A 21,190-nucleotide genomic window follows, 5' to 3' on the forward strand; every position below is an offset into this window, starting at 1 on the left:
ATGGGTGGGCCGGGGTCAGGACTGGATGGTGGGTCTCGGGCCGTAGCAGGCGATGTGGAGATCGCGCAGGTCGAAGTCCGCGGGCAGGCCGGTGATTTCGATCGTGTGCTGGTCGCCGTCGCGCAGGTCGAGGTAGTTGCTGCTGTAGCGGCATCCGGGTGTGCCGGTGGAGACCCTGGCCAGGTACGTGAAGCCCTCGGAGGCGAGGGTCACTGCCGCGGTGGTCCGGCCGGTGCGTTCGACGGCTGCCTTCAGGCGGCCCGCACTGAGGTCGATGTTCTTCAGGCGGTCGAAGAACAGCCGGTTGGCGGGGAAGCACCCGTCGTCGGCCGAGACCCAGGCGTATGCCTGCGACCCCGGTGCCTGGCCGTGCCAGACCTGCCGCGACTCCATCGCTCCGAGGTTCACCGGGACCAGTTCGTCCCACAGGCGGGCTCCGGCGAACTCGGCCAATTCGATCCGTGCCGCCGTCCGGACCGGGCCGGGCGTGCTGTTGGTGACCCACAGCTGGAGTCCGCCGTCGTCGGTGTGCCGGAAGCTCGCCAGGACCGGGGCGAAGGCGCGTTGGAGGGCGAAGTACCCGGCCTTGGGCACCAGGTCGTAGTCGACGACCGACCAGCTCATCCCGGGCCAGCAGTCGTTGAACTGCCAGACCAGGGCCCCGTTGTTGGAAGGCTGGAGGCGGCGGTAGTGCTCGACCCCGAACTTCAGGCCCTCCGCCTGGCAGGCCATGGAGAAGTCGACGAACTGTTCGATGCTGCTGGGCGTCCCGGTCTCGTGGGACATGAGCGCCTCGCCCTTGTTCTTGGGCACGTCCTTGATCCGGTGCAGCAGGCCGTCCGAGCCCAGGCTCTGCTGCCCTCCGGGGGTCCAGCGCTGGATCGTTGCCAGTTCGGGTGCAGCGTGGATGCCGAACTCGCTGATGAACTTGCCGTGGTCGTAGCGGTACCGGTCCCAGTGCACTTTCGCACCCGGGGACGGGAACTCGGTCGGGCCGCCCGCGCCGATGTCGGCGCCGTGCCAGACCTCCCAGGCGTGACGGTCGCCCTGGATCACGCCGTTGATCTGCAGCGGTACATCGGCCCACGGGCTGCCCGGCCAGTAGGGCACCGAGGGACAGTCCCGCTCGACGGTCTCGGGGAACAGGTGGTGGAAGAAGTGCCAGCCCCAGTTGCCCGGTGCGACGGAGCGGGTGACGAGCGCGTGCATCCCCTCGATCTCGTTGTTGCCGCACCACAGCGCCAGGCTCGGGTGGTTGCGCAGGCGCCTGACTTGGAAGGCCGCCTCCTGGACCACCTCGGCGTAGAGGCCGGGGTCCTCGCTCGGGTAGTCCGTGCAGGCGAACATGAAGTCCTGCCAGACGAGGATTCCCAGCTCGTCGCAGGCGTCGTAGAAGGACTTGTGCTCGTAGGTGCCGCCGCCCCAGACGCGGAGCATGTTCATGTTGCCGTCGCGGGCCAGCTCGACCAGGCTCCGGTGGGTGCCCTCCGGGATCGAGCCGATGAACATGGAGGCCGGGATCCAGTTCGCGCCGCGTGCGTAGACGGGCGAGCCGTTCAGCAGGAAGCGGAAGAGTCGGCCCCCGGCGACGGGATCGGCTGAGCGGTCGAGGGTGATGGTCCTCAGACCGATTCGGTCGGCCACCCGATCGACGGGCCCGTCGCCGTCGGTCAGCTCAAGGGTGAGGGCGTACATCGGCTGCGCGCCGAGGTCGTGCGTCCACCACAGGTGCGCGTCCTCGACGGTGACCTGGGCCGTTCCCCGTCCGGTGCCCTCGGGTGTCAGCGCGATGGGGATGGCGGTGGTGAAGAGGCGGCCGTCCGGCGCGGTCAGCACGGCGGTCGCGGTGACGCTCCCGCCCGTCTCGGGACGGGGGACGGCGGTCTCGGCCTCGACGTCGATCTGGACGACGGCGCGCCGCCGCACCGGGTCCACCGAGCGGGCGTAGGCGTGGTGGGCGGTGATGGTGGCGCGGCTCTCGGCCACGATCTCGACCGGCGCGTGGATGCCGATGGAAGGAATCCGCGGGGCGAAGTCCCAGCCCCAGGAGAAGGTGGGCTTGCGGCGCAGCGTGAGCTCGGGGCCGGTGGCCAGCACGCCCGGTGGCATCGCATTTCGTTCCGGGTCCGCGTCGTCGCCCGTTCGCATGGCCAGCAGGCCCTGTCGGCGCAGTTCGGCGACCCGGGCGATCTCGGCCGGAACCGTGATCCCGGCCAGCGGCGGAGCGAAACGGACGACGAGGGAGTTCCGCTGTTCACCGGTTCCGGTCAGGTCGAACACGGCGGGGCGGAAGGCGTTCTCGTGGGTCCCCAGCAGGGTGCCGTTGAGCCAGACCGAGGCCACCGTGTCCAGCCCGTGGAAGACCAACCGGAGCCGGTCGGCCTCCTGGGCCCGGTCGCACAGCGTGAACTCGGTTCGGTACCACCAGGCGCGCTGTTCGATCCAGGCCGCCGTCGCCTCGTTCTCGTCCAGAAAGGGGTGGTCGAGCTCCCCGGACGCGATCAGGGATTCGTGCACTCCGCCGGGCACCACGGCCGGGCGCCAGGTCAGGTCGGCGGGCAGCCGGCTCGGCGAGGTGACCGTCGGATCAGTGCCGGCCAGCTCGAAACTGCCGACCGGCCAGCTGCTCTGGGGATCAGGCATGGGTGTCTCCTCGGAAGAGGGCCAGGACGCACAAACTTAGGAGTACTAGGTTTTACGATCAGGGGCCGCCCTTGCTGGGGGCCCTGTCGTGACGGCGACACTAGAACCAAAAGCCGAGGATGACTAGGTTTCTTGCGAAGGTTTCCAAGTGACACTAGGTTTTCATCGAAGACCGGACCCCGACCCCGACAGGTGGCGACCCCATGGCACGTGAAGAGCAGCGTGGCTCGACTCCCAAGGGCGTCGCCAAGCGCGCGGAGATCCTGCGCGCGGCCCTGCGCCTCTACGGCGAGGCCGACCAGCAGCAGGCCCCCTCGCTCAAGCAGATCGCTGATGCCGTCGGGCTGACGGAGGCCGGCGTTCTGCACTACTTCGACAGCAAGGACGACATGCTCCTGTCGGTGCTCGCCATGCGAGACGAGGTGGCCCGTGAGCTCTTCGACATGGACACCTGGGAGGGCAGCTACAGGGCGCTCAAGCAGACCTACGAGACGCCGGGCGAAGTCAAGCTGTACGTCGACATGCTCGTCGCCTCGGCCAACACCGGCCATCCCGCGCACGCCTTCATGAACGCCCGCAACGATCGACTCCAAGCGCGGCTCCGATCGCTGCTCGGCGAGGCCGGAGCGGACGGCTGGCTGCCCCGCACCCTCGTAGCCACCCTGGAGGGCCTGCAGTTGCAATGGCTCCGCGATCCGAGCCTCGACGTCGTCGAGGACATGCGGCGGCTCCATGAGGTCTTGGTGCTACCCGCCTTGCAGCAACAGCACAGCACCGGCCGGCCCGCCGACCAGGACGCCGAGTAGGCCGGGCTCGGCGATGCCTTCAGGCCTGTCGACGGGAGGCGAGGAGCTCGGCCACCGCCTGCGAGGCCTGGACTGCGCGGGCGAACCCTGCGGGGATGGTGGTGAGGTAGACGATCTCCTTCAGTTCGTCCTCGGTGACACCGGCGTTGAGGGCATAACCGCCGTGGATCTTGACGAAGTCGCCGAGGCCCAGCGCTGCGAACGCGGCGACGAGCGCGAGCTGGCGGGTGCGCACGTCGAGCACAGTGCGGGCGAGGACCTCTCCGACGGCATAGGAGGTGAGGGCGTTGGCCAGGAAGGGGAAGTCCCGGTCGAGCACCTCCAGCAGGGCCGGGCTCGGGTCCCCGCTCAGTTCCGCGGCGATCTTCTCACCCCGCAGCCGCCGGGCGGCCGTGGTCTCGTTCGGGTCAACGGCATTGGCGGGCACGCTGTTCTCCTTGCGGTAGTGCTGGTCGGGCTAGTCACCACCAGTCAACCCCGCACGGCGGTCCACCTGAAGGACCGATCCGGTGGCCACTGATACCGTGGAAGTATGAATGAGCTGGAGACTCGACAGCTCCGATACTTCGTCGCGGTAGCGGAAGAACTCCACTTCGGGCGCGCCGCCGAACGCCTCGGCATGGCGCAGCCGCCGCTGTCCCGGGCGATCCGCGACCTGGAACACCAACTCGGCGTCGCGCTGTTCGAACGCACCACGCGCCAGGTCGCGCTCACGCCGGCCGGGAAGGCCCTGCTGAGTGACGCCCGGACCGTGCTCGACTCGATCAGCGCAGCCGGTCGACGCGCCCAGCACGCCGGCGAACCCGAACCGCGCCTACGCCTGGCACTCAAGGCCGACATCGACGGCGGCCTGCTGCCGCAGATCCTTGACGCCTACGCTCAGGATGAGGCGGCCCTGCCGGTCGAACTGGTCCTCGGCCCGTTCGGCGATCAAGCACGGGCCCTGTACGACGGCCGCGCCGACGCCGCGCTCCTGCTCGACCCGGTCGACCGGCACGGGTTGGACTACGAGCCCCTGCTCACCGAGCCGTTCCTGATCGCCCTGTCGGCGACCGATCCACTGGCTGCCCGGATCTCCCTGTGCCTGGCCGACCTGACAGGCCGCAGTCTCCCCGACGGATCCCGCGCCGAGCAGGGCCCCGCCCACAGGGCCAATCCGAGCCAGGGCCCCGCACCCACCACGGTGACCGTGCAGGACGCCTCGGACCTGCCGCAGATCCTGCGACTCGTCGAACTCAGCCGCGTCATCTGCTTCCTTCCCGCCTCGGTCACCCGGCGGTACGCCCGGCCCGAGATCGCCTACCTGCCGGTCGACGACCTGGCGCCGGCCACGCTGGCCGTCGCATGGCCGCAGACCTCACGTTCACCGGCGGTCGCCGCCCTCGTTCGCGCGGCCGCCACTGTCTCAGCCGCCTCGCCACCGCAGACAACAGACATCACCGGCAGCACCTACCTCACTCCGGGTGTTCGCGGCGGCCCGGGGTCGCTGGCGGGCCGGGGACACGGAATAGCACCCTGAGCGGTATTCATACTTGCCGGGTATCAACGGTGATCGGATCGGTCCTTCTGGTCGACCGCCATGCGGAGTTGACTGGCAGACGCCAGCCACTGTCCGCCATCGCCCGACACGGGTGGCTGGATGGGGCGGGGCCCCAGATCAGCCGACGAACAGGAGATGCGCGATGCGCGCGATCGCAGTGCACGCACCGGGTGGCACACCCGAACTGATGGAGCTTCCCGTGCCCCGCCCGGCGCCGGGAGAAGTCCTGCTCGAACTGGTGGCGGCGTCGTTGAACCCGATCGACGCAGGGATCGCCGAGGGCCGGATGTCCATGCCGAGCGTGTACCCGCTCATCCTGGGCGTGGACGGCGTGGGCCGCGTGGTGGAGGCGGGGGAAGCGGTGCACGGGCTCAAGCCCGGCGACATGGTGCACGGCCAGTTCTTCCGCACGCCCCTGGGCCACGGCACGTTCGCCGACTACACGGTGGTCACGGAATCCCCGGACAACGGGGCGCTCCAGCACGTCCCGGACGGCATGCCGGCCGACATCGCGGCGGCGCTGCCGACCGCCGGTATGACCGCGCTCGGCGTCCTCGAAGCCATGGGTGTGCACGCCGGGCAGTCGGTCCTGATCCTGGGCGCCACCGGCGGAGTGGGTGTTGTCGCCGTCCAGCTCGCGTCCGCCTGGGGCGCGGAGGTCATCGCGACCGCCCGTCCCGACGCCGACCGGTGGATCCGGAAGCTCGGCGCCGCTCGGACGACCGACTACACCACCGGCGACATCGCGGAGCAGGTCCGCAGGACCCACCCCGGCGGGGTCGACGCCCTGCTCGACCTCACCCGTGACCCGGCCCGCTTCAGTGCCTACGCGGGACTGGTCCGCGACGGCGGCGCGGCTGCGTCCGTGACCTTCACCGCAGCGCCGGAACTGCTCGCCTCCGAGCGGATCTCCGTGAGCAACTTCATGATGCAGGACAAGCCTGACCTCCTCGCCCGGATCACCGCCGAGGTCGCGTCGGGCAGGATCACCGTCCCCGTCCAGCAGACCCTCACGCTGGACCAGACGGCCGAGGCACTGGCCCGGAACACTGCGGGCGGCGCACGCGGCAAGACGACGGTACGCATCTGAGGTCTCCTCCGCGAGGCTGAGGCGGAGCGGTACCGGGGTGCCGCTCCCCGTCCGAGGTTCCGCCTGCGGTACCGGTGGTCGGGCCGTGGCGCGTACCTACGGTGGGGATGTGGCCGGCGGCAGGACCGTCGGCAGCACCGTCAGTCGGCGGCAGCACCGTCGACCGACGGGCTCCGCACCGGAACCCGAGGACGCATCCATGATCGAGATCCATCAGCTGGTCAAGCGGTACGGCGAGAAGACCGCCGTCGACGGCCTGGACTTCACCGTCCGACCGGGCGTGGTCACCGGCTTCCTCGGGCCCAACGGCGCCGGGAAGTCCACCACCATGCGCATGATCATCGGCCTGGACGCCCCGAGCAGCGGCTCGGTCCAGGTCAACGGCCGCCGCTACGACCAGCACAGTGCCCCGCTGCAGGAGGTGGGCGCGCTGCTGGAGGCCAAGTCCATCCACCCGGGCCGCTCCGCCTTCAACCACCTGAACGCCCTCGCCCTGACCCACGGCATCCCGAGGCGCCGCGTCGAGGAGGTCATCGAGCTGGCCGGTCTGACAGGCGTCGCCCGCAAGCGGGCAGGGGCCTTCTCCCTCGGCATGGGCCAGCGGCTCGGCATCGCCGCGGCGCTGCTCGGCGATCCGCAGACGGTGATGCTGGACGAGCCGGTCAACGGCCTGGACCCGGAAGGCGTGCTGTGGATCCGCAACCTGCTGACCGGGCTGGCCGCTGAGGGGCGCACCGTCTTCGTCTCCTCGCACCTGATGAGCGAGATGGCGCAGACCGCCACCGACCTTATCGTGGTGGGCCGCGGCAGACTGCTGGCCGACACCACGGTCGAGCAGTTCATCCAGGACGCCGGCGGACACAGCGTCAAGGTCCTCACCTCGCAGGCCGCCCGGCTAAGGGACCTGCTGGCGGGACCCGACGTGGAGATCACCGGCGCGCCCGGCTCCGAGGAGCTGACCGTCTCCGGACTGACCGCACGTCAGATCGGTGCTGCGGCCTTCGACCACGGGCTGCCCGTCTACGAGCTGACCACGCAGGCCGTCTCCCTGGAGGAGGCGTTCATGGCCATGACCGAGGACTCCGTCGAGTACCACGGCTCCACCGCACCGGCACCCGTGAGGAGCGTCGCATGAGCACCCTGACCGCAGATCCCGCGACACCCGGCACCCCGGGGACTTCCTCGTCCCCCCGGCCCCGTCCGCCCTACAAGGTGACCGGTACGCGGGTGCTCCGGGCTGAGTGGGCCAAGTTCTGGTCGCTGCGCTCCACCTGGATCACCCTGGGCCTGGCCCTGCTGTTCCTGGTCGCCTTCGGCCTGCTCGCGGCGGCGAACTACTCCCCGACCGGTACCGGACGGGGTCCTGGCGCGGACGCCAAGGACGCGATCGGCATCGCCCTGGGCGGTAGCGGCTTCGCCCAGCTGGCCATCGGCGTGCTCGGGGTGCTGGTGGCCGGCGGCGAGTACTCGACCGGCATGGTCAGGTCCACCCTGGCCGCCGTCCCGAGGCGGCTGCCGGTGCTCTGGTCCAAGGCCGCCGTCTACGGTGCCGTGGCCCTGGTCGTCGCCACCTTTGGCGCCTTTGCCTCCTTCCTGGCCGGGGAGCACTCTCTCAGCGGCCAGGCGATCGCGCTCAACCTGTCCTCGGCCGGTGTCCTGCGCAGCCTGCTGGGCGCCGGCGTCTACCTGGGGCTGGTCGGCGTGTTCGGCGTGGCCCTGGGCGCACTGGTGCGCTCGGTGGCCGGGGGCATCGGAACGCTGGTGGCCTCTCTGATGTTGCTGAACCTGCTGCCGAGTCTGCTGCCCGGCAACCTGGGCAACGACATCAGCCCCTACCTGCCCGGCAACGCGGGCGGCTCGATCTTCGCGCTGCACCAGGCGAGCAACACGCTCAGCCCCGGCGCGGGCCTGGCGGTCTTCGCCGGGTGGGTGGCCCTGGCACTCGCCGGAGCCGCCTGGCGGCTGAAGCGCTCCGACGCGTAGGCCCCGCTGGACACGCTGTGGTCCCCATGGCCGCCCTACAGTGGCCGTGGGGGCCTTTGCGCAGGTGAACCACGGGAACCCGGAGGAACAGGTGTCGAGATCGTGAGCGCCGGCAGCCCCCCGCCGCAGGAGGTGTTCCCTCCCGAGTTCGAGGAGATGTGGGGCAGTCCGCTGGCCCGCCGGGCGGTCCGCCGGGGCCGTCGGCTGCGCGAGGCTGTCCGGCGCAGACCACTGCTCCTGGACACGGCCCTGGCGCTGGTGCTGCTCACGGCGGGCCTGGTCGCCCCGAACCAGGGCAGGGACGGCCAGGCGGCGGTTCAAGGACCGGTCGCGCTGCTGGTGCTGACCGTGCTGGGCCAGTCGGTGCCTCTGGTGTGGCGGCGGCGCGTACCGCTGGCGGTGCTGGCGGTGGTCCTGGCCGCCTGCGTGGTGCAGTGGGCGTGGTGGGGCCAGTCGCAGCGCAGCGTCGTCGGCCTGCTGATCGCGATCTACTCGATGGCCCGCTACGAACGGCTGAACCGGCTGCTGTGGCCCGCACCGTTCCTGGTGGCCGGCCTGGCGGTGTCCGCGTACCGGGTCAAGCCGTTCGAGCAGCAACCCCTGTACAGCTTGTTCTTCCTGTGCGCCACCTCCGTCGCCGCCGCGACCCTGGCCCTGGTGGTGCGGGCGCGCCAGGCACAGCTGAGCGCGCTGGCCGACCGGGCGCACCGACTGGAGGTGGAGCGCGAGCAGCGGGTGCAGCTGGCGACCCTCGCCGAACGCTCCCGCGTGTCCCGCGAGATGCACGACATCATCGGCCACAACCTGGCCGTCATCATCGGCCTCGCCGACGGGGGCGGCTACGCGGCCGCCAACAACCCCGCCAGCGGCGCCGAGGTGCTCCCCGTCATCGCTGGCACGGCCCGGCAGGCGCTCAGCGAACTGCGCCGCACCCTGAGCGCCCTCAGCGAGAGCGCCGACCAGCCACTGGCCGCCGACGAACTGGCCCCGCAACCCGGCCTCGCCGACCTGGCCCCGCTGCTGGAACGGATCCAGGCTGCCGGACCGCGGATCTCCCACCGCACCTCCGGCGACCTCGACACCCTGCCGCCCGGTATCCAGCTCACCGTCTACCGCATCGTCCAGGAAGCACTGACCAACAGCCTCAAACACGCCGGACCCGCGACCAGTGTGCAGGTAGTCCTGCGCGTCGGCGGGCAGCAGGTCGACGTACGCGTCCAGGACACCGGCCGCCCGGACGGCGCACCCACGCAACCGCGCGAGGGGGGCCCGGACGGGCAGGGACTGGTCGGCATCCACGAGCGCGCCTCCCTCGCCGGCGGATCCGCCCGTGCGGGCCCGACCGGCGACGGCGGCTGGTTGGTCCACGCCGTCCTGCCGCTCGACCAAAAGCCCCCATCGGAAGAGGACCGGTCTTGACCACCGTGCTCATCGTCGACGACCAGCCGCTGCAGCGGCTCGGCTTCAAGCTGCTGCTCGAGAACAACCCCGACACCAGTGTCGTCGGGCAGGCCGCGCACGGCGCCGAGGCCGTGCGCCTGGCGGCGGAGCTGCGCCCGGACGTGGTCCTGATGGACATCCGAATGCCCGGAATGGACGGCATCGAGGCCACCCGGCGCATCGTCGCCTCGGGCGGCCGCTCCAAAGTGCTGGTGCTGACCACCTTCGACCTGGACGCCTACGCCTACAGCGCGCTCCGCGCCGGGGCCGGCGGCTTCCTGCTCAAGGACGCCCTGCCGGAGGAGCTCCTGGCCGGCATCCGCGCCGTCGCCGCCGGGGACGCCGTGGTCGCCCCGGCGCTGACCCGCCGACTCCTCGACACCTTCCTGAAGCACGCCCCCGACGCCGAAGGCGCCGACGACCGGGTGGACCCGCGCGTGGCCAACCTGACCGGGCGCGAGCGCGAAGTACTGCAGGCCGTGGCAGAAGGCCTGACGAACACCGAGATCGCCCGGCAGCTGGTGCTCTCCGAATCCACGATCAAGACCCATGTGAGCCGGGTCCTCACCAGGATCGGCGCCCGCGACCGCGTCCACGCCGTGATCATCGCCTACGAGGCCGGCCTGGTCCGCAACGACCGGCCGCGGCGCGAGTGACGTCTGATGCGACGCCTCGAAGCTCGGTGCCCCCGGTTCAGGTCAGAGCGAGCGGCTGGAAGTTCGGCGGGCGGCGCTCCAGGAAACCCATGACGCCCTCGGCGGCATCAGGGTGGCCGAAGGATTCGAGCATGAGCCCTTCGGCGTGGGCGATGGCGGTCGGCAGGTCGCAGTCCATCGCGCGGAACACCTGGTCCTTGATGAGGCTCATCGAGTTCGGGGAGGAGAAAGCGGCCAGGTCGGCGGCGTAGGCGATCGCGGCCTCCACCAGCTCTTCGGGCTCCACGACCCGGTCGACCAGGCCCATCGCCAGCGCCTCCTGGCCCCGGATCAGCCGACCGGACAGCAGCAGGTCCAGCGCGCGGCTCTGGCCGACGATGCGGGGCAGCAGCCAGGCGATGCCGTACTCGGCGATCAGGCCGCGCTGGGCGAACGCGGTTCCCAGCTTCGCCTCCGAGGTGCTGAAGCGCAGATCGCAGTAGAGCGCCTCGACCAGGCCGAGACCGACGGCCGCGCCGTTGATCGCGGCGATCAGCGGCTTCCGCAGGGAGAGCGGGCGCTCGCGGGGACGGGCAGGAGCGGCTAGCTCGACATCCGTCCGGTCGAGGCTGCTGACCATCTGCAGGTCCGACAGGTCGGCTCCGGCGCAGAAACCGCGCCCCGCCCCGGTGACGACGACGGCCCGCACCTCGGGGTCGGCCTCGGCCTGATCGAGGAGCTGGAAATAGCGCTCCTCCAGGGCGAAGGTCCAGGCGTTGAGACGGTCCGGCCGGTTGAGCGTCAGCAGCAGCACGGCCCCGTGCCGCTCGGCGAGCACCAGGTCGGCGCCGGAGTTGTCTCCCTGACTCGTGGACATGTCCGGGGGTCCTTTCACTTGGGGGTCATGTGCATCCGCAATGCTAGAAATGATCAACTCCGGCATACATAGGCGCACGACACGGCTGGAATGTGCTGGTGCACATCCAGGGCCGCTCCTCACTCAGCCGGTCTGCTGCCGCTCCCGGTTCAGCAGCCACCAGGCGACGACCAGGTCGTCGGTGCGGTCGAGGTCCAGTCCGGTCAGTTCGGCGAAGCGGGTGAGCCTGTTGCGGACGGTGTTGCGGTGCAGGTAGAGCGCGGCGGCGGTGTCGTCGATGCGGCGGTCGCAGTCGAGGTAGGTCTCGACGGTGGCGATGATCTCCGTGCCGGCGGAGCCGTGTTGGTGCAGGGGGGCGAGGTGCCTCTCGGTGAGCAGGTCTGCCGCGTCCTCGGCCGCGCCGAGCAGGGGCAGGGGGCCCAGCGTGGCGAGGTCGACGAGGCCGCCTCTGCCGAAGCGCGTGGCGAGGTCGAGGGCTCGCCGGGCCTGTCGGTAGGAAGTGGAAGCGGTTCCGAGGGGCATCGCGGGGCCGAGTGCGACGGTCGCAGGGGGCGGCAGTTGGCCGGGAGTCCGAGGGAGCAGGGCAACCAGATGCCGGTCGATGACGGTGTCGACGACGGGGAGCTTCGCGGTGGCTCCGTGGGCACGCAGCGCCGCCAGTAGGTCCGAGGTCGCAGCGGTCTCGTCCCAGGCCGTGCAGGCGACTCGGTAGTGGTGCCCCGGGTCGAGTCGCTGGTTTCGCGCTTCGGCGACCAGCGCCGTGGGCGGGATGGCTCCGTCGAGGAGGCGGCGGAGGAAGTCGGCGCGGTGTGCGGCCCCGACCACGGCCTGTTCCTGCAGGACCAGGTGCACGGCCGTGGCGGAGGCCGTCGCCCACTCCCAGGTGAGATCCTGCATTTCGTCGATCACCGTGGCAGGCAGGCCCTGTGCTGTCGCGCGCTGCCGGATGAGCTCGAAGACCCTGCGCGCGCCGATCTGGATGCTGTGGGCGACGAGATCCAGGGGGATCCGTTGGACCGCCCAGCCGCGGGCGAGCGCCGTCAGTTCCTCGGTGTTCGCGTGGGCCGAATCACCGCGCAGCTGGTCGACGACGATGCGCAGCACAGTGTGCGTGTTGTGCTCGATCGAGTTGGCGTCGACCTGGTCGTACCGGGGGATGCGCTGCTGGTAGAGCTGGGCCAGGTCGGCGGCGATCGCGTTCAGTTCCGGATCGACCTCGGAGATGATCGCCGCGATCCGGGCCGCGATCCCGCGTCGGTGCGCGTCGAGCCGGATCTCGGGGCCGCCCGGTCTCAACTCCATGCGGGGCCGTCCTCCAGTTCGTTCGAATGTGCACAGGCACATCATCGGCGGGTCGAATGCCTATTCATCGGGCTTTCGCCCGTCTCTAGCATTGCATATGCACAGAGCCGCACTGCTGGCCTCGGACTGGAGACGCGATGGACAGAGTTATTCGTTCCGGTCCCCGGATGGAGCCGGTTCGCTGGTCCCCGCCGACCGCACCGCAGCGGGCGGGACGGAGCCCCGGTTCGCCGTCCGCGGATGTCCTGCGGCGCGTCGAGCTGCCCGGTCACGGCCCCGAGGACGTCGTCTTCGGCGCCGACGGGTGCGTCTACACCGGGACCGCGGACGGCGCCCTGCTCCGGGTCGACATCGTCACCGGCGCGGTCGATTCGGTGGCGAACACCGGAGGCCGCCCGCTGGGGCTGCACGCCGGGCCGGACGGCTCGCTGCTCGTGTGCGACGCCCATCGGGGGCTGCTGCGCTGGGGCGGGCCCGGCAGGTCGATCGAGGTCCTGGTCGACCGCATCGACGGGGAACTGCTGAACTTCGCGAGCAATGTCGTGCAGGACCCGGACGACGGGATGATCTACTTCACCGCGTCGTCGCGCCGCTGGCCGTTCGAGCAGTGGATGGGTGACCTGCTCGAACACTCGGGCACCGGACGGCTGCTGCGGCTGTCCCCCGACGGTGCGGTGGACGTCCTGCTCGACGGTCTGCAGTTCGCGAACGGGGTCGCCTTCACGCCCGAGCGCGAAGCGCTGGTCTTCGCCGAAACGGGGGCGTACCGGCTGAGCCGGTACTGGCTGCGTGGTCCGAAGGCGGGCACGCGGGAGACGCTGGTCGACAACCTGCCCGGCTTCCCCGACAACATCGCGCTGGGCAGCGACGGACTGATCTGGGTCGCGCTCGCCTCGCCGCGCAACCCGCTGCTCGACGCCCTGCTGCCGCGCCCGGGGGTGCTGCGGCGGATGGTGTGGCGGCTTCCCGAGCGGCTGAAGCCGGCGCCGAAGCGCACCGCATGGGTGGTCGGCGTCGACCTCCACGGATCGATCATCCACGACCTGCAGACGGACGGGACCGCGTACGCCATGGTCACCGGTATCGCGGAAGAAGCGGGCACCTTGGTTCTCGGCAGCCTCGATGAATCGGCGCTGGCGATCACTACGGTTCCGCGCATCGCTCCCACTGAATCGAACTGAAGGCAAGAGACATGGATTTCACTCCCAGTGCCCGCGCCGCCGATCTGAGCGAGCGGGTGGGCCGTTTCATCGACGAGCGGATACTCCCCATCGAGGCGCAGTACCACCGCGACGTCGCCGCCCTGCGTGAGAGCGGAGGCGATCCCTGGGTTCCGCTCCCCCTTCTCGCCGAGTTGCGGGCCGAGGCGCGCAAGGCGGGACTGTGGAACCTGTTCCTGCCCGCGGCCCATGCCGGCGACTACGCCGCGCGGTTCGGTACCGACGGTGGCACGGGTCTGACCAACACGGACTACGCCCCGATCGCCGAGCTGACCGGCCGCTCTTTCCTGGCACCGCACGTGTTCAACTGCAACGCGCCCGATACCGGCAACATGGAGGTGCTGCTCCAGTACGGAGACCAGGCGCAACGCGACCGGTGGCTCGATCCCCTGCTGGACGGGAGCATCCGATCGGCGTTCGGGATGACCGAGCCGGAGGTGGCGTCGTCGGACGCGACGAACATGGCCGCCACCGCGGTCCTCGACGGCGATGAGGTCGTGCTGAACGGCCGCAAGTGGTGGACCACCGGCATCGGTCACCCCGACTGCGCCGTCATCCTCTTCATGGGGCTCACCTTCCCGGACGCCGACAAGCACCGGCGGCACACGACGGTGCTGGTTCCCGTCGACGCACCAGGGGTCACCGTGGAGCGGCTGCTCCCCGCGATGGGCCGCTACGACGAGCCCTTCGGGCACGGCGAGGTCTCCTTCACGGACGTGCGGGTACCTGCCACCAGCATCGTGCTCGGCCCGGGACGGGCCTTCGAGATCGCCCAGGGGCGGCTCGGGCCCGGCCGCGTCCACCACTGCATGCGCCTGATCGGACTCGCCGAGACGGCCCTTGAGGCGGCGTGCCGGCGGGGCCTGGAGCGCACCGCTTTCGGGCGGCCGATCGCCCGCCTGGGCGGGAACCGCGAGCGCATCGCGAAAGCGCGGATCGCGATCGACGCGGCACGGCTGCTCGTGCTCAACGCGGCCTGGAAGCTGGACACCGTCGGCGCCCTGGGCGCCCTGAGCGAGATCAGCCAGATCAAGGCTCACGTCCCCGCCATGGCGCAGGAGGTCATCGACTTCGCCATGCAGATCCACGGCGGGGCGGGCCTGTCCGACGACCTGCCGCTGTCGGCGGCCTGGTCCACCGCACGCGCCATCCGGCTCGCCGACGGACCCGACGAGGTCCACCTCGACCTGGTCGGCCGCCTGGAACTGGCCAAGCACGCGCAGCAGGCCGCGCGATGACCAGGGGAACGATCGTGATCACCGGCGCCAGTTCCGGGCTGGGCGAGGAGATGGCCCGCCAGTTCGCCGCCCTGGGCTACGGGCTCGGGCTGTGCGCGCGCCGCCTGGACCGCCTCACCGCCCTGCGTGACGAACTCACCGCCGCACACCCCGGCATCCAGGTGCGGATCGCCGAACTCGACGTCACCGACGACGACGCCGTGCAGGCCGTCTTCGAGGCGTTCCGCGCGCAGTTCGGGACCCTGGACCGGGTCATCGTCAACGCCGGCACCGGTGACGGGGCACCGCTGGGCACCGGCGGCCAGGCGGCCAACCGCCGCACGGCGACGACGAACTTCCTCGGCGCGCTCTCGCAGAGCGAGCACGCGCTGGCCGTCTTCCGCGCCCAGCACCGCGGGCACCTGGTCCTCGTCTCCTCCTTCGCCGCCCTGCGCGGCATGCGGCGGTCGATGACCACCTACGCCGCCAGCAAGGCGGGCGTGGCCGCGCTCGCCGAGGGACTGCGCGCGGAACGCATTCCGGGGGTCGACGTCTCGCTGATCTGCCCCGGCTACATCCGCTCCGAGATGAACGCCGCCGCGGCCGAGCGCACCCGGTTCATGGTCGACACCGAGCCCGGCGTGACGGCCATGGTGCGCGCCATCGAAGCGCGCAAGAGCGTCGCCTACGTTCCCCGCTGGCCCTGGGCACCCCTGGCCGTGCTGATGAAACGGCTCCCGCTCCCGGTCGTCAGGAGGCTGACGTGAACCCAGTGTCCGCCCCGTCGGAGGCCCGCAGCGTGCGGACCGAGGATGCATTCGACGTCGCCGCCCTGGCCGTGTGGCTGCGCGCCCATCTCGCGGACGACACCTTGTCCGCTCTCCCGGCGGTGCGTCAGTTCAGCGGTGGCGCATCGAACCTGACCTATCTGCTGGAGTATCCGGACCGGGACCTCATCCTGCGGCGGCCACCCGGCGGGCGGCGCGCCGACGGGGCGCACGACATGGCACGCGAATACCGCGTCCAGAGCGCCCTGCGACCGCATTTCGCCTACGCGCCGGCCACGGTCGCCCTGTGCGAGGACGAGGACATCATCGGCGCCCCCTTCTATCTGATGGAGCGCCTGGACGGCCTCATCCCCCGCAAGGAGCTGCCGCGGGAAGTCGACACGGCTCCGGCGCGGGTCCGCGAGCTCTGCGTCAACGCCCTCGACGTACTGGTCCAACTCCACTCCGTCGACCCCGAGGCAGCCGGACTGACGTGGATGTCCAAGGGACCCGGCTACGTCGGCCGCCAGATCGCCGGCTGGTCCAACCGCTACCGCCAGGCCAGGACGTGGAACGTCAGCTCGTTCGAGGCAGTGATGTCCTGGCTGGACGAGAACCAGCCCGCGGACCGCGCAGCCGTGCCCGTCCACAACGACTTCCGCTTCGACAACCTCGTCCTGGACCGCACCGATCCCACCCGCCCCATCGGACTGCTCGACTGGGAGATGGCGACCATCGGCGACCCGCTGATGGAACTGGGCGGGGCGCTCGCCTACTGGGTCCAGCAGGACGACAGTGCGGCGTTCAAGCTCTTCCGCCGCCAGCCCACCCACGCACCCGGGATGCTCACCCGGCGCGAGGTCGTCGACCACTACTGCGCCCGCACCGGCATCGGCCTGACCGAACGCGAATGGGCCTTCTACGAGGTCTTCGGCCTGTTCCGACTGGCCGCGATCTGCCAGCAGATCTACTACCGCTACCACCACAAGCAGACCACCAACCCGCAGTTCCGGTTCTTCGGCCTCGCCGTCGTCCTGCTGGAACGCCGCTGCCGCCGCATCATGCGCACCAGCAGATGACCCCACCGTCGAACCCCCATGACCCGAAAGGTATCCACCCATGCCTTCGACGTCCGACCCGCTCACCACCCGGCTGCGCGACGCCGCCCGGTCCGCCCACGCCGTGGTCCGCCTGCACCGGACCGGGGTCATCGACCTCACCAGGCTGGACCTCACCCTGCGCGCGGCCCGGAACAACAACGTCTACGGCCCCCCGGCATCGATGATCATGGCTGTGGCTCGGCGCGCTCCGGACGCGCCGGCCCTCGCCGACGAGCGCGGCGTCCTGACCTACCGCGAACTCGACGAACAGTCGAACGCCCTGGCCAACGCCCTGCTCGCGATGGGGCTGACCCCGGGGTCCGTGGCCGGTGTCCTGGCCCGCGACCACCGCGGCCTGATCCTGGCGATCAGTGCGGCAGGTCGCGCCGGACTGCGGCTGGCCCTGATGAACACCGGCTTCGCCAAACCGCAGTTCGCCGAGGTCGCCGCACGCGAACGGGTGCGAGCCATGCTGCACGACAGCGAGTTCAACGACCTGCTGGACGCCCTGCCCTCCTCGCTCCCGCGCATCCTCACCTGGGTGGACGAGGGACACAGCGTGCCGCCCGGGGCCCAGGTCCTGGACGACCTGATCGCCACAGGGAGCCGCGCGGTGCCGCCGCCACCCCAGCGACCGGGCGGCTTCACCATCCTCACCAGCGGCACCACCGGGCTTCCCAAGGGCGCACCGCGCACCAAGGTGACTCCGCTCGCCAGCGTCCAACTGGTCGACCGCATCCCCTTCCCGCGCCGCGGCACGATACTGATCGCGTCGCCGGTCTTCCACTCGACCGGGTTCAGCAACTGGGTCGTGGGCACCGCACTGGGCAACAAGATCGTGCTCGCCCGTCGCTTCGACCCGGAGAACACCCTGCGGATGCTGGCCGCACACCGCGCGGACATGCTGGTCGCGGTCCCGACCATGCTGCAGCGGATCCTCCAACTGGGACCGGAGGTCATCCGCGGCTACGACCTCTCCGCGCTGAAGACCATCGCCGTGTCCGGCTCGGCGCTCTCCCCGGAACTCGCCACCCGGACCCAGGACATCTTCGGCGCGGTCCTGCACAACATCTACGGATCCACCGAGGTCGGCATCGCCGCGGTGGCCCAGCCGAAGGATCTGCGCCTCGCCCCCGGCACGGTCGGCCGACCACCGCTGACGTCCGAGGTCGCCATCTTCGACGGACAGGACCGGCGCATCACCGAAGCCCACCTGCCCGGCCGCGTGTTCGTGCGCAGCGCCATACCGTTCGAGGGCTACACCGACGGCCGCCACAAGCAGGTCATCGACGGCTACATGACCACCGGCGACATCGGCCACCTCGACGCCCACGGACTCCTGCACATCGACGGCCGCGACGACGACATGATCGTCTCCGGCGGCGAGAACGTCTACCCGCTCGAGATCGAGAACCTGCTCGCCGAGCGTGCCGACGTCCAGGAGGTGGCCGTCATCGGCGTCGAGGACCCAGAGTTCGGCACCCGTCTGCGCGCCGTCGTCGTCCCCAGCCCCGGCGCCACCGTCAGCGCGGAGGAGATCAAGGCGTACGTCAGGGCGAATCTCGCCCGTTACAAGGTCCCGCGCGACGTCGTCCTCGTCGATCAGCTTCCCCGCAACGCGACCGGGAAGGTGCTGCGGCGCGCACTGCGCGACCTGTGACCGCAGCGCGTCGGCGGGCTCCTCGCGTCGTCCATGGCTAGCCTGGCTCTCGACTCCACGTATGGTGGGACGTTCTCTGGGTAGGAGGTCAGAGGCATGACTGCGACCTCGCTGCCTCCGGGGCACGGCACTTTCGCCGTCCATCCCAAGGCAGAACTGCACACGATCGCTCGTCCGGCACTGTTCGAGCGACTCGGCGGGGCAGGCATGCTCACGATCATCGTCGCGCCGGCAGGGAGCGGGAAGACCGTCCTGCTCCGGTCATGGGTTGAGGCGGCCGGACTGGCCGCCCGTACCGCCTGGGTGTCGGTGGAACGCGAGGACCATGACCCCCAGCGCTTCTGGCTCACCGTGCTCGACGAAATCCGGGGCACCGTTCCCGGCTCAGGTCTCGTCCGAGCGCTGACACCCGCCCCCGACCTGAACGGATTCGAGATCGTCGAGCGCCTGGTGGAGGATCTGGAGGCGCTCGAAGAACCCGTGTACCTGGTCATCGACGACCTTCACGAAGTGCGCTCCGAGGAGACGCTGCACCAGCTCGCACTGCTCCTGAAGCGCAGCACGGGCGCGCTCCGCCTCGTCCTCGCGACCCGGCACGACCTGCCGCTCGGCCTACACCGGCTGCGCCTCGAGGATCGGATCACCGAGATCCGCGCCGACGACCTCCGCTTCACGCCCGACGAGGCCCGCGCGCTGCTCGACGCGGCCGGCGTCCAGCTGTCGGAGTCGGCCGTCGGGCTGCTGTACGAGCGCGCGGAGGGCTGGGCTGCCGGACTTCGCCTTGCCGCTCTCCTGCTTGCCCGGCATTCGGATCCGGAGCGGTTCGCGATCGAGTTCTCCGGCGGTGAGCGGACCGTCGCCGAGTACCTCCTGGCCGAAGTGCTCGGCCGACAGCCCGCCGCTGTTCGGCGGCTCCTGCTGCGCACCTCGATCCTTGAGCGCATCGACGGGCCCTTGGCCGACGCCTTGACCGGCGACGTCGGCAGCGAGCGGATCTTGCAGGACCTCGAGGACTCGGGCGCGTTCACCGTGTCTCTCGATCCCACGAGATCCTCGTTCCGCTACCACCACCTCTTCGCCGATCTCCTGCGCCTCGAACTGCGCCGAACCGAACCGGACGAACTCCCCACCCTGCACCGCACGGCAACCGAGTGGTACACCAAGCACGATCGGCCGGTCGAGGCGATCCGCCACGCGCAGGCCGGCGGGGATTGGGCGCTCGCGAGCACACTGCTGGCCGACCACTGGTTCGCCCTCGAACTCGACGGCCAGGCGTCCACCGGGCACGAGCTGCTTGACGGGTTCCCCGCCGATGCTACGCCGAGCGACCCGCAGCTCGCCGCGGTGGCGGCGGCCGACCACCTGAATCGTGGATCCGCCGACCGAGCTGAAGAACTGCTGGCGATCGCAGAGCGCGGCTCGGCCTCGTTGCCGGACGATCGCCGACACGCACTGCAGGCCATGCTTGCCATCCTCCGGCTCAACCTCGCCCGGCTCCGCGGCAACCTCCCCGCTGTCTTCGAGAGCGCCGAGCGCCTCCTCGCGCCCGAAACCCCGCTGCTTCCCGGGATTCCGCTGCGCGCGGACATGCGCGCACTCGGGCTGGTCAGCCTCGGCATCGCCGAGTCCTGGCTGATGCGTGTCGATGAACCGGAGCGGTACCTGGCGCAGGGCATCTCCCTCGCGCGCCAGCTCGAACGGCCCTACCTCGAGTTCAACGGCCTCGCGCACGCGGCGCTCGTCGCACATCTGTGGTCGCTGGACCTGGTGCCGGAGCGCAGTCATCAGGCCCTCCAACTGGCTGAGCGGAACGGCTGGTCCCAGGAACCGATCATCGCCATCCCGTGCGTCGCGCTGGCCGTGCCGATGCTCTGGCAGGCCCGGATCGAAGAGGCCGAGCCATGGCTCGAACGGGCCGAGGCATCCTCCCGCGACGAGCTCTACCCGGCCGTGGCCATGCTGCTCCACTACGCCCGCGGCCTGTATGAACTCGCACATGGTCGGCACCATGAGGCGCTGAGCGCCTTCTGCACCGGAGCGGCGCTCGGTGAGCGACTAGTGGCCCACCACCCGCTCACCGCTCGTACCCGATCTCTGCATACCCAGACCCTGGTACGCCTCGGGGACACCCGTCGCGCGGAGCAGGCATTGGCCGCCGCCGAGAGCAACCAGCACGACGCCACGGCGATGTGCCAGGCCTTGGCGGTGCTGCGACTCACCGAAGGCGACGCGGAGGGTGCGGTGGCCGCGCTCGAACCGGTGCTCGACGGCACATCGGTCGGACCCAACCTGCAGGTATGGCAGGTGCAGACCTTCCTGCTGGAGGCGCTGGCACGCGAGGCCCTGGGCGAACGCGGTGCATCCACTGCTGCACTGGAAACGGCGCTCGATCTGGCCGAACCGGACCGCCTGATCCTGCCGTTTCTGCTCCATCCCGCCCCGGAGCTGCTCGAACGCCATCGCCGGGACCGTACCTCGCACCCTTCGCTGATCTCGGAGATCCTCGACCTGCTGGCAGGTACCTCACCAGCGCAGGAGAGCCTTCGCACGCCCTCCATGCCGGAGCCGCTGTCGGAGGCCGAGTTGCGCGTCCTGCGCTACCTGCCGTCGCATCTCAGAACCGGCGAGATCGCGAGCGAGCTGTTCGTATCGCCGAACACGATCAAGGTCCACCTTCGCCACATCTACAGCAAGCTCGACGTCAACAGCCGGGGCGAGGCCGTCGAGCGCGCTCGCACGCTCAGACTCCTCGCACAGTACGCACGGGCGCGGTGAAACCCGCCCAGACACTCGATGATGCTGCTGGGCAGTCGGGTGAATGCCGGATGACGGTCGCACATCCTGGCGACGGCGCCGTTGACCGCACTCGGCTCATGGTGGGGGACTTCCTAGCGTCACGCGCAAGGGAAG

The 21,190-nt window shown here is 70.5% G+C and carries 17 protein-coding genes; 13 read left to right on the top strand and 4 right to left on the bottom strand.

Translation table 11 applies throughout. The features are described 5' to 3' along the window. Positions 1-15 precede the first annotated feature (15 nt). On the bottom strand, positions 16-2,643 hold the full coding sequence (locus tag ACEZDE_RS31435; RefSeq protein WP_380543709.1) for a glycoside hydrolase family 2 protein: 2,628 nt from the start codon (positions 2,641-2,643) through the stop codon (positions 16-18). 203 nt (positions 2,644-2,846) lie between these two features. Here ACEZDE_RS31435 and ACEZDE_RS31440 point away from each other — a divergent pair, with 203 nt between their 5' ends. Continuing rightward, positions 2,847-3,449, top strand: coding sequence for a TetR/AcrR family transcriptional regulator (locus ACEZDE_RS31440; RefSeq protein WP_380543712.1), 603 nt, complete (start codon positions 2,847-2,849; stop codon positions 3,447-3,449). A 19-nt stretch (positions 3,450-3,468) separates the two neighbouring features. Here the strand turns inward: ACEZDE_RS31440 and ACEZDE_RS31445 are convergent, their stop codons facing one another. Next, the gene (locus tag ACEZDE_RS31445; RefSeq protein WP_380543715.1) at positions 3,469-3,876 is read right to left on the bottom strand and encodes a carboxymuconolactone decarboxylase family protein; all 408 of its coding nucleotides are present in this window, start codon (positions 3,874-3,876) and stop codon (positions 3,469-3,471) included. Between the two features lie 105 nt (positions 3,877-3,981). Between ACEZDE_RS31445 and ACEZDE_RS31450 the strand changes: the two genes are divergently transcribed. The 6 genes from ACEZDE_RS31450 to ACEZDE_RS31475 all read left to right on the top strand — a co-directional run bounded on the left by ACEZDE_RS31450 (position 3,982) and on the right by ACEZDE_RS31475 (position 10,158). Beyond that, the gene (locus ACEZDE_RS31450; RefSeq protein ID WP_380543718.1) at positions 3,982-4,968 is read left to right on the top strand and encodes a LysR family transcriptional regulator; all 987 of its coding nucleotides are present in this window, start codon (positions 3,982-3,984) and stop codon (positions 4,966-4,968) included. Positions 4,969-5,131: 163 nt separating this feature from the next. Next, positions 5,132-6,079: an NADP-dependent oxidoreductase gene (locus tag ACEZDE_RS31455; protein WP_380543721.1), complete on the top strand. Its 948-nt coding sequence runs from the start codon at positions 5,132-5,134 to the stop codon at positions 6,077-6,079. A 199-nt stretch (positions 6,080-6,278) separates the two neighbouring features. Continuing rightward, a complete protein-coding gene (locus tag ACEZDE_RS31460) occupies positions 6,279-7,214 on the top strand; it encodes an ABC transporter ATP-binding protein (protein ID WP_380543724.1) in 936 nt (311 codons plus the stop codon). Further along, positions 7,211-8,062, top strand: coding sequence for an ABC transporter permease (locus tag ACEZDE_RS31465; RefSeq protein ID WP_380543727.1), 852 nt, complete (start codon positions 7,211-7,213; stop codon positions 8,060-8,062). The genes ACEZDE_RS31460 and ACEZDE_RS31465 overlap by 4 nt, the downstream gene beginning before the upstream one ends. A 102-nt stretch (positions 8,063-8,164) precedes the next feature. After that, positions 8,165-9,481, top strand: coding sequence for a sensor histidine kinase (locus tag ACEZDE_RS31470; protein ID WP_380543730.1), 1,317 nt, complete (start codon positions 8,165-8,167; stop codon positions 9,479-9,481). Further along, entirely contained in the window at positions 9,478-10,158 is a 681-nt protein-coding gene (locus ACEZDE_RS31475) for a response regulator (protein ID WP_380543733.1), read from the top strand. The genes ACEZDE_RS31470 and ACEZDE_RS31475 overlap by 4 nt, the downstream gene beginning before the upstream one ends. Before the next feature lie 37 nt (positions 10,159-10,195). Here the strand turns inward: ACEZDE_RS31475 and ACEZDE_RS31480 are convergent, their stop codons facing one another. Both ACEZDE_RS31480 and ACEZDE_RS31485 read right to left on the bottom strand, forming a co-directional pair. Then, on the bottom strand, positions 10,196-11,014 hold the full coding sequence (locus ACEZDE_RS31480) for an enoyl-CoA hydratase-related protein (RefSeq protein ID WP_380543736.1): 819 nt from the start codon (positions 11,012-11,014) through the stop codon (positions 10,196-10,198). Positions 11,015-11,137: 123 nt separating this feature from the next. Further along, complete coding sequence (locus ACEZDE_RS31485) at positions 11,138-12,316, bottom strand: PucR family transcriptional regulator (protein ID WP_380543739.1); 1,179 nt, start codon at positions 12,314-12,316, stop codon at positions 11,138-11,140. A 167-nt stretch (positions 12,317-12,483) separates the two neighbouring features. Here ACEZDE_RS31485 and ACEZDE_RS31490 point away from each other — a divergent pair, with 167 nt between their 5' ends. The 6 genes from ACEZDE_RS31490 (at position 12,484) to ACEZDE_RS31515 (ending at position 21,055) form a co-directional block, all read left to right on the top strand. Beyond that, complete coding sequence (locus ACEZDE_RS31490) at positions 12,484-13,497, top strand: SMP-30/gluconolactonase/LRE family protein (protein ID WP_380543742.1); 1,014 nt, start codon at positions 12,484-12,486, stop codon at positions 13,495-13,497. An 11-nt stretch (positions 13,498-13,508) separates the two neighbouring features. Continuing rightward, a complete protein-coding gene (locus ACEZDE_RS31495; protein WP_380543745.1) occupies positions 13,509-14,774 on the top strand; it encodes an acyl-CoA dehydrogenase family protein in 1,266 nt (421 codons plus the stop codon). Beyond that, a complete protein-coding gene (locus tag ACEZDE_RS31500; RefSeq protein ID WP_380543748.1) occupies positions 14,771-15,520 on the top strand; it encodes an SDR family oxidoreductase in 750 nt (249 codons plus the stop codon). Before ACEZDE_RS31495 ends, ACEZDE_RS31500 begins: the two co-directional genes overlap by 4 nt. Beyond that, the gene (locus tag ACEZDE_RS31505; protein WP_380543751.1) at positions 15,517-16,599 is read left to right on the top strand and encodes a phosphotransferase family protein; all 1,083 of its coding nucleotides are present in this window, start codon (positions 15,517-15,519) and stop codon (positions 16,597-16,599) included. Before ACEZDE_RS31500 ends, ACEZDE_RS31505 begins: the two co-directional genes overlap by 4 nt. A gap of 40 nt (positions 16,600-16,639) precedes the next feature. Next, a complete protein-coding gene (locus ACEZDE_RS31510) occupies positions 16,640-18,280 on the top strand; it encodes an acyl-CoA synthetase (RefSeq protein WP_380543754.1) in 1,641 nt (546 codons plus the stop codon). A 96-nt stretch (positions 18,281-18,376) separates the two neighbouring features. Next, on the top strand, positions 18,377-21,055 hold the full coding sequence (locus tag ACEZDE_RS31515) for a LuxR C-terminal-related transcriptional regulator (RefSeq protein WP_380543757.1): 2,679 nt from the start codon (positions 18,377-18,379) through the stop codon (positions 21,053-21,055). Positions 21,056-21,190 lie beyond the last annotated feature (135 nt).

Origin of the sequence: Streptacidiphilus cavernicola, assembly GCF_042510955.1 — a bacterium.
Lineage (GTDB): Bacteria > Actinomycetota > Actinomycetes > Streptomycetales > Streptomycetaceae > Streptacidiphilus > Streptacidiphilus cavernicola.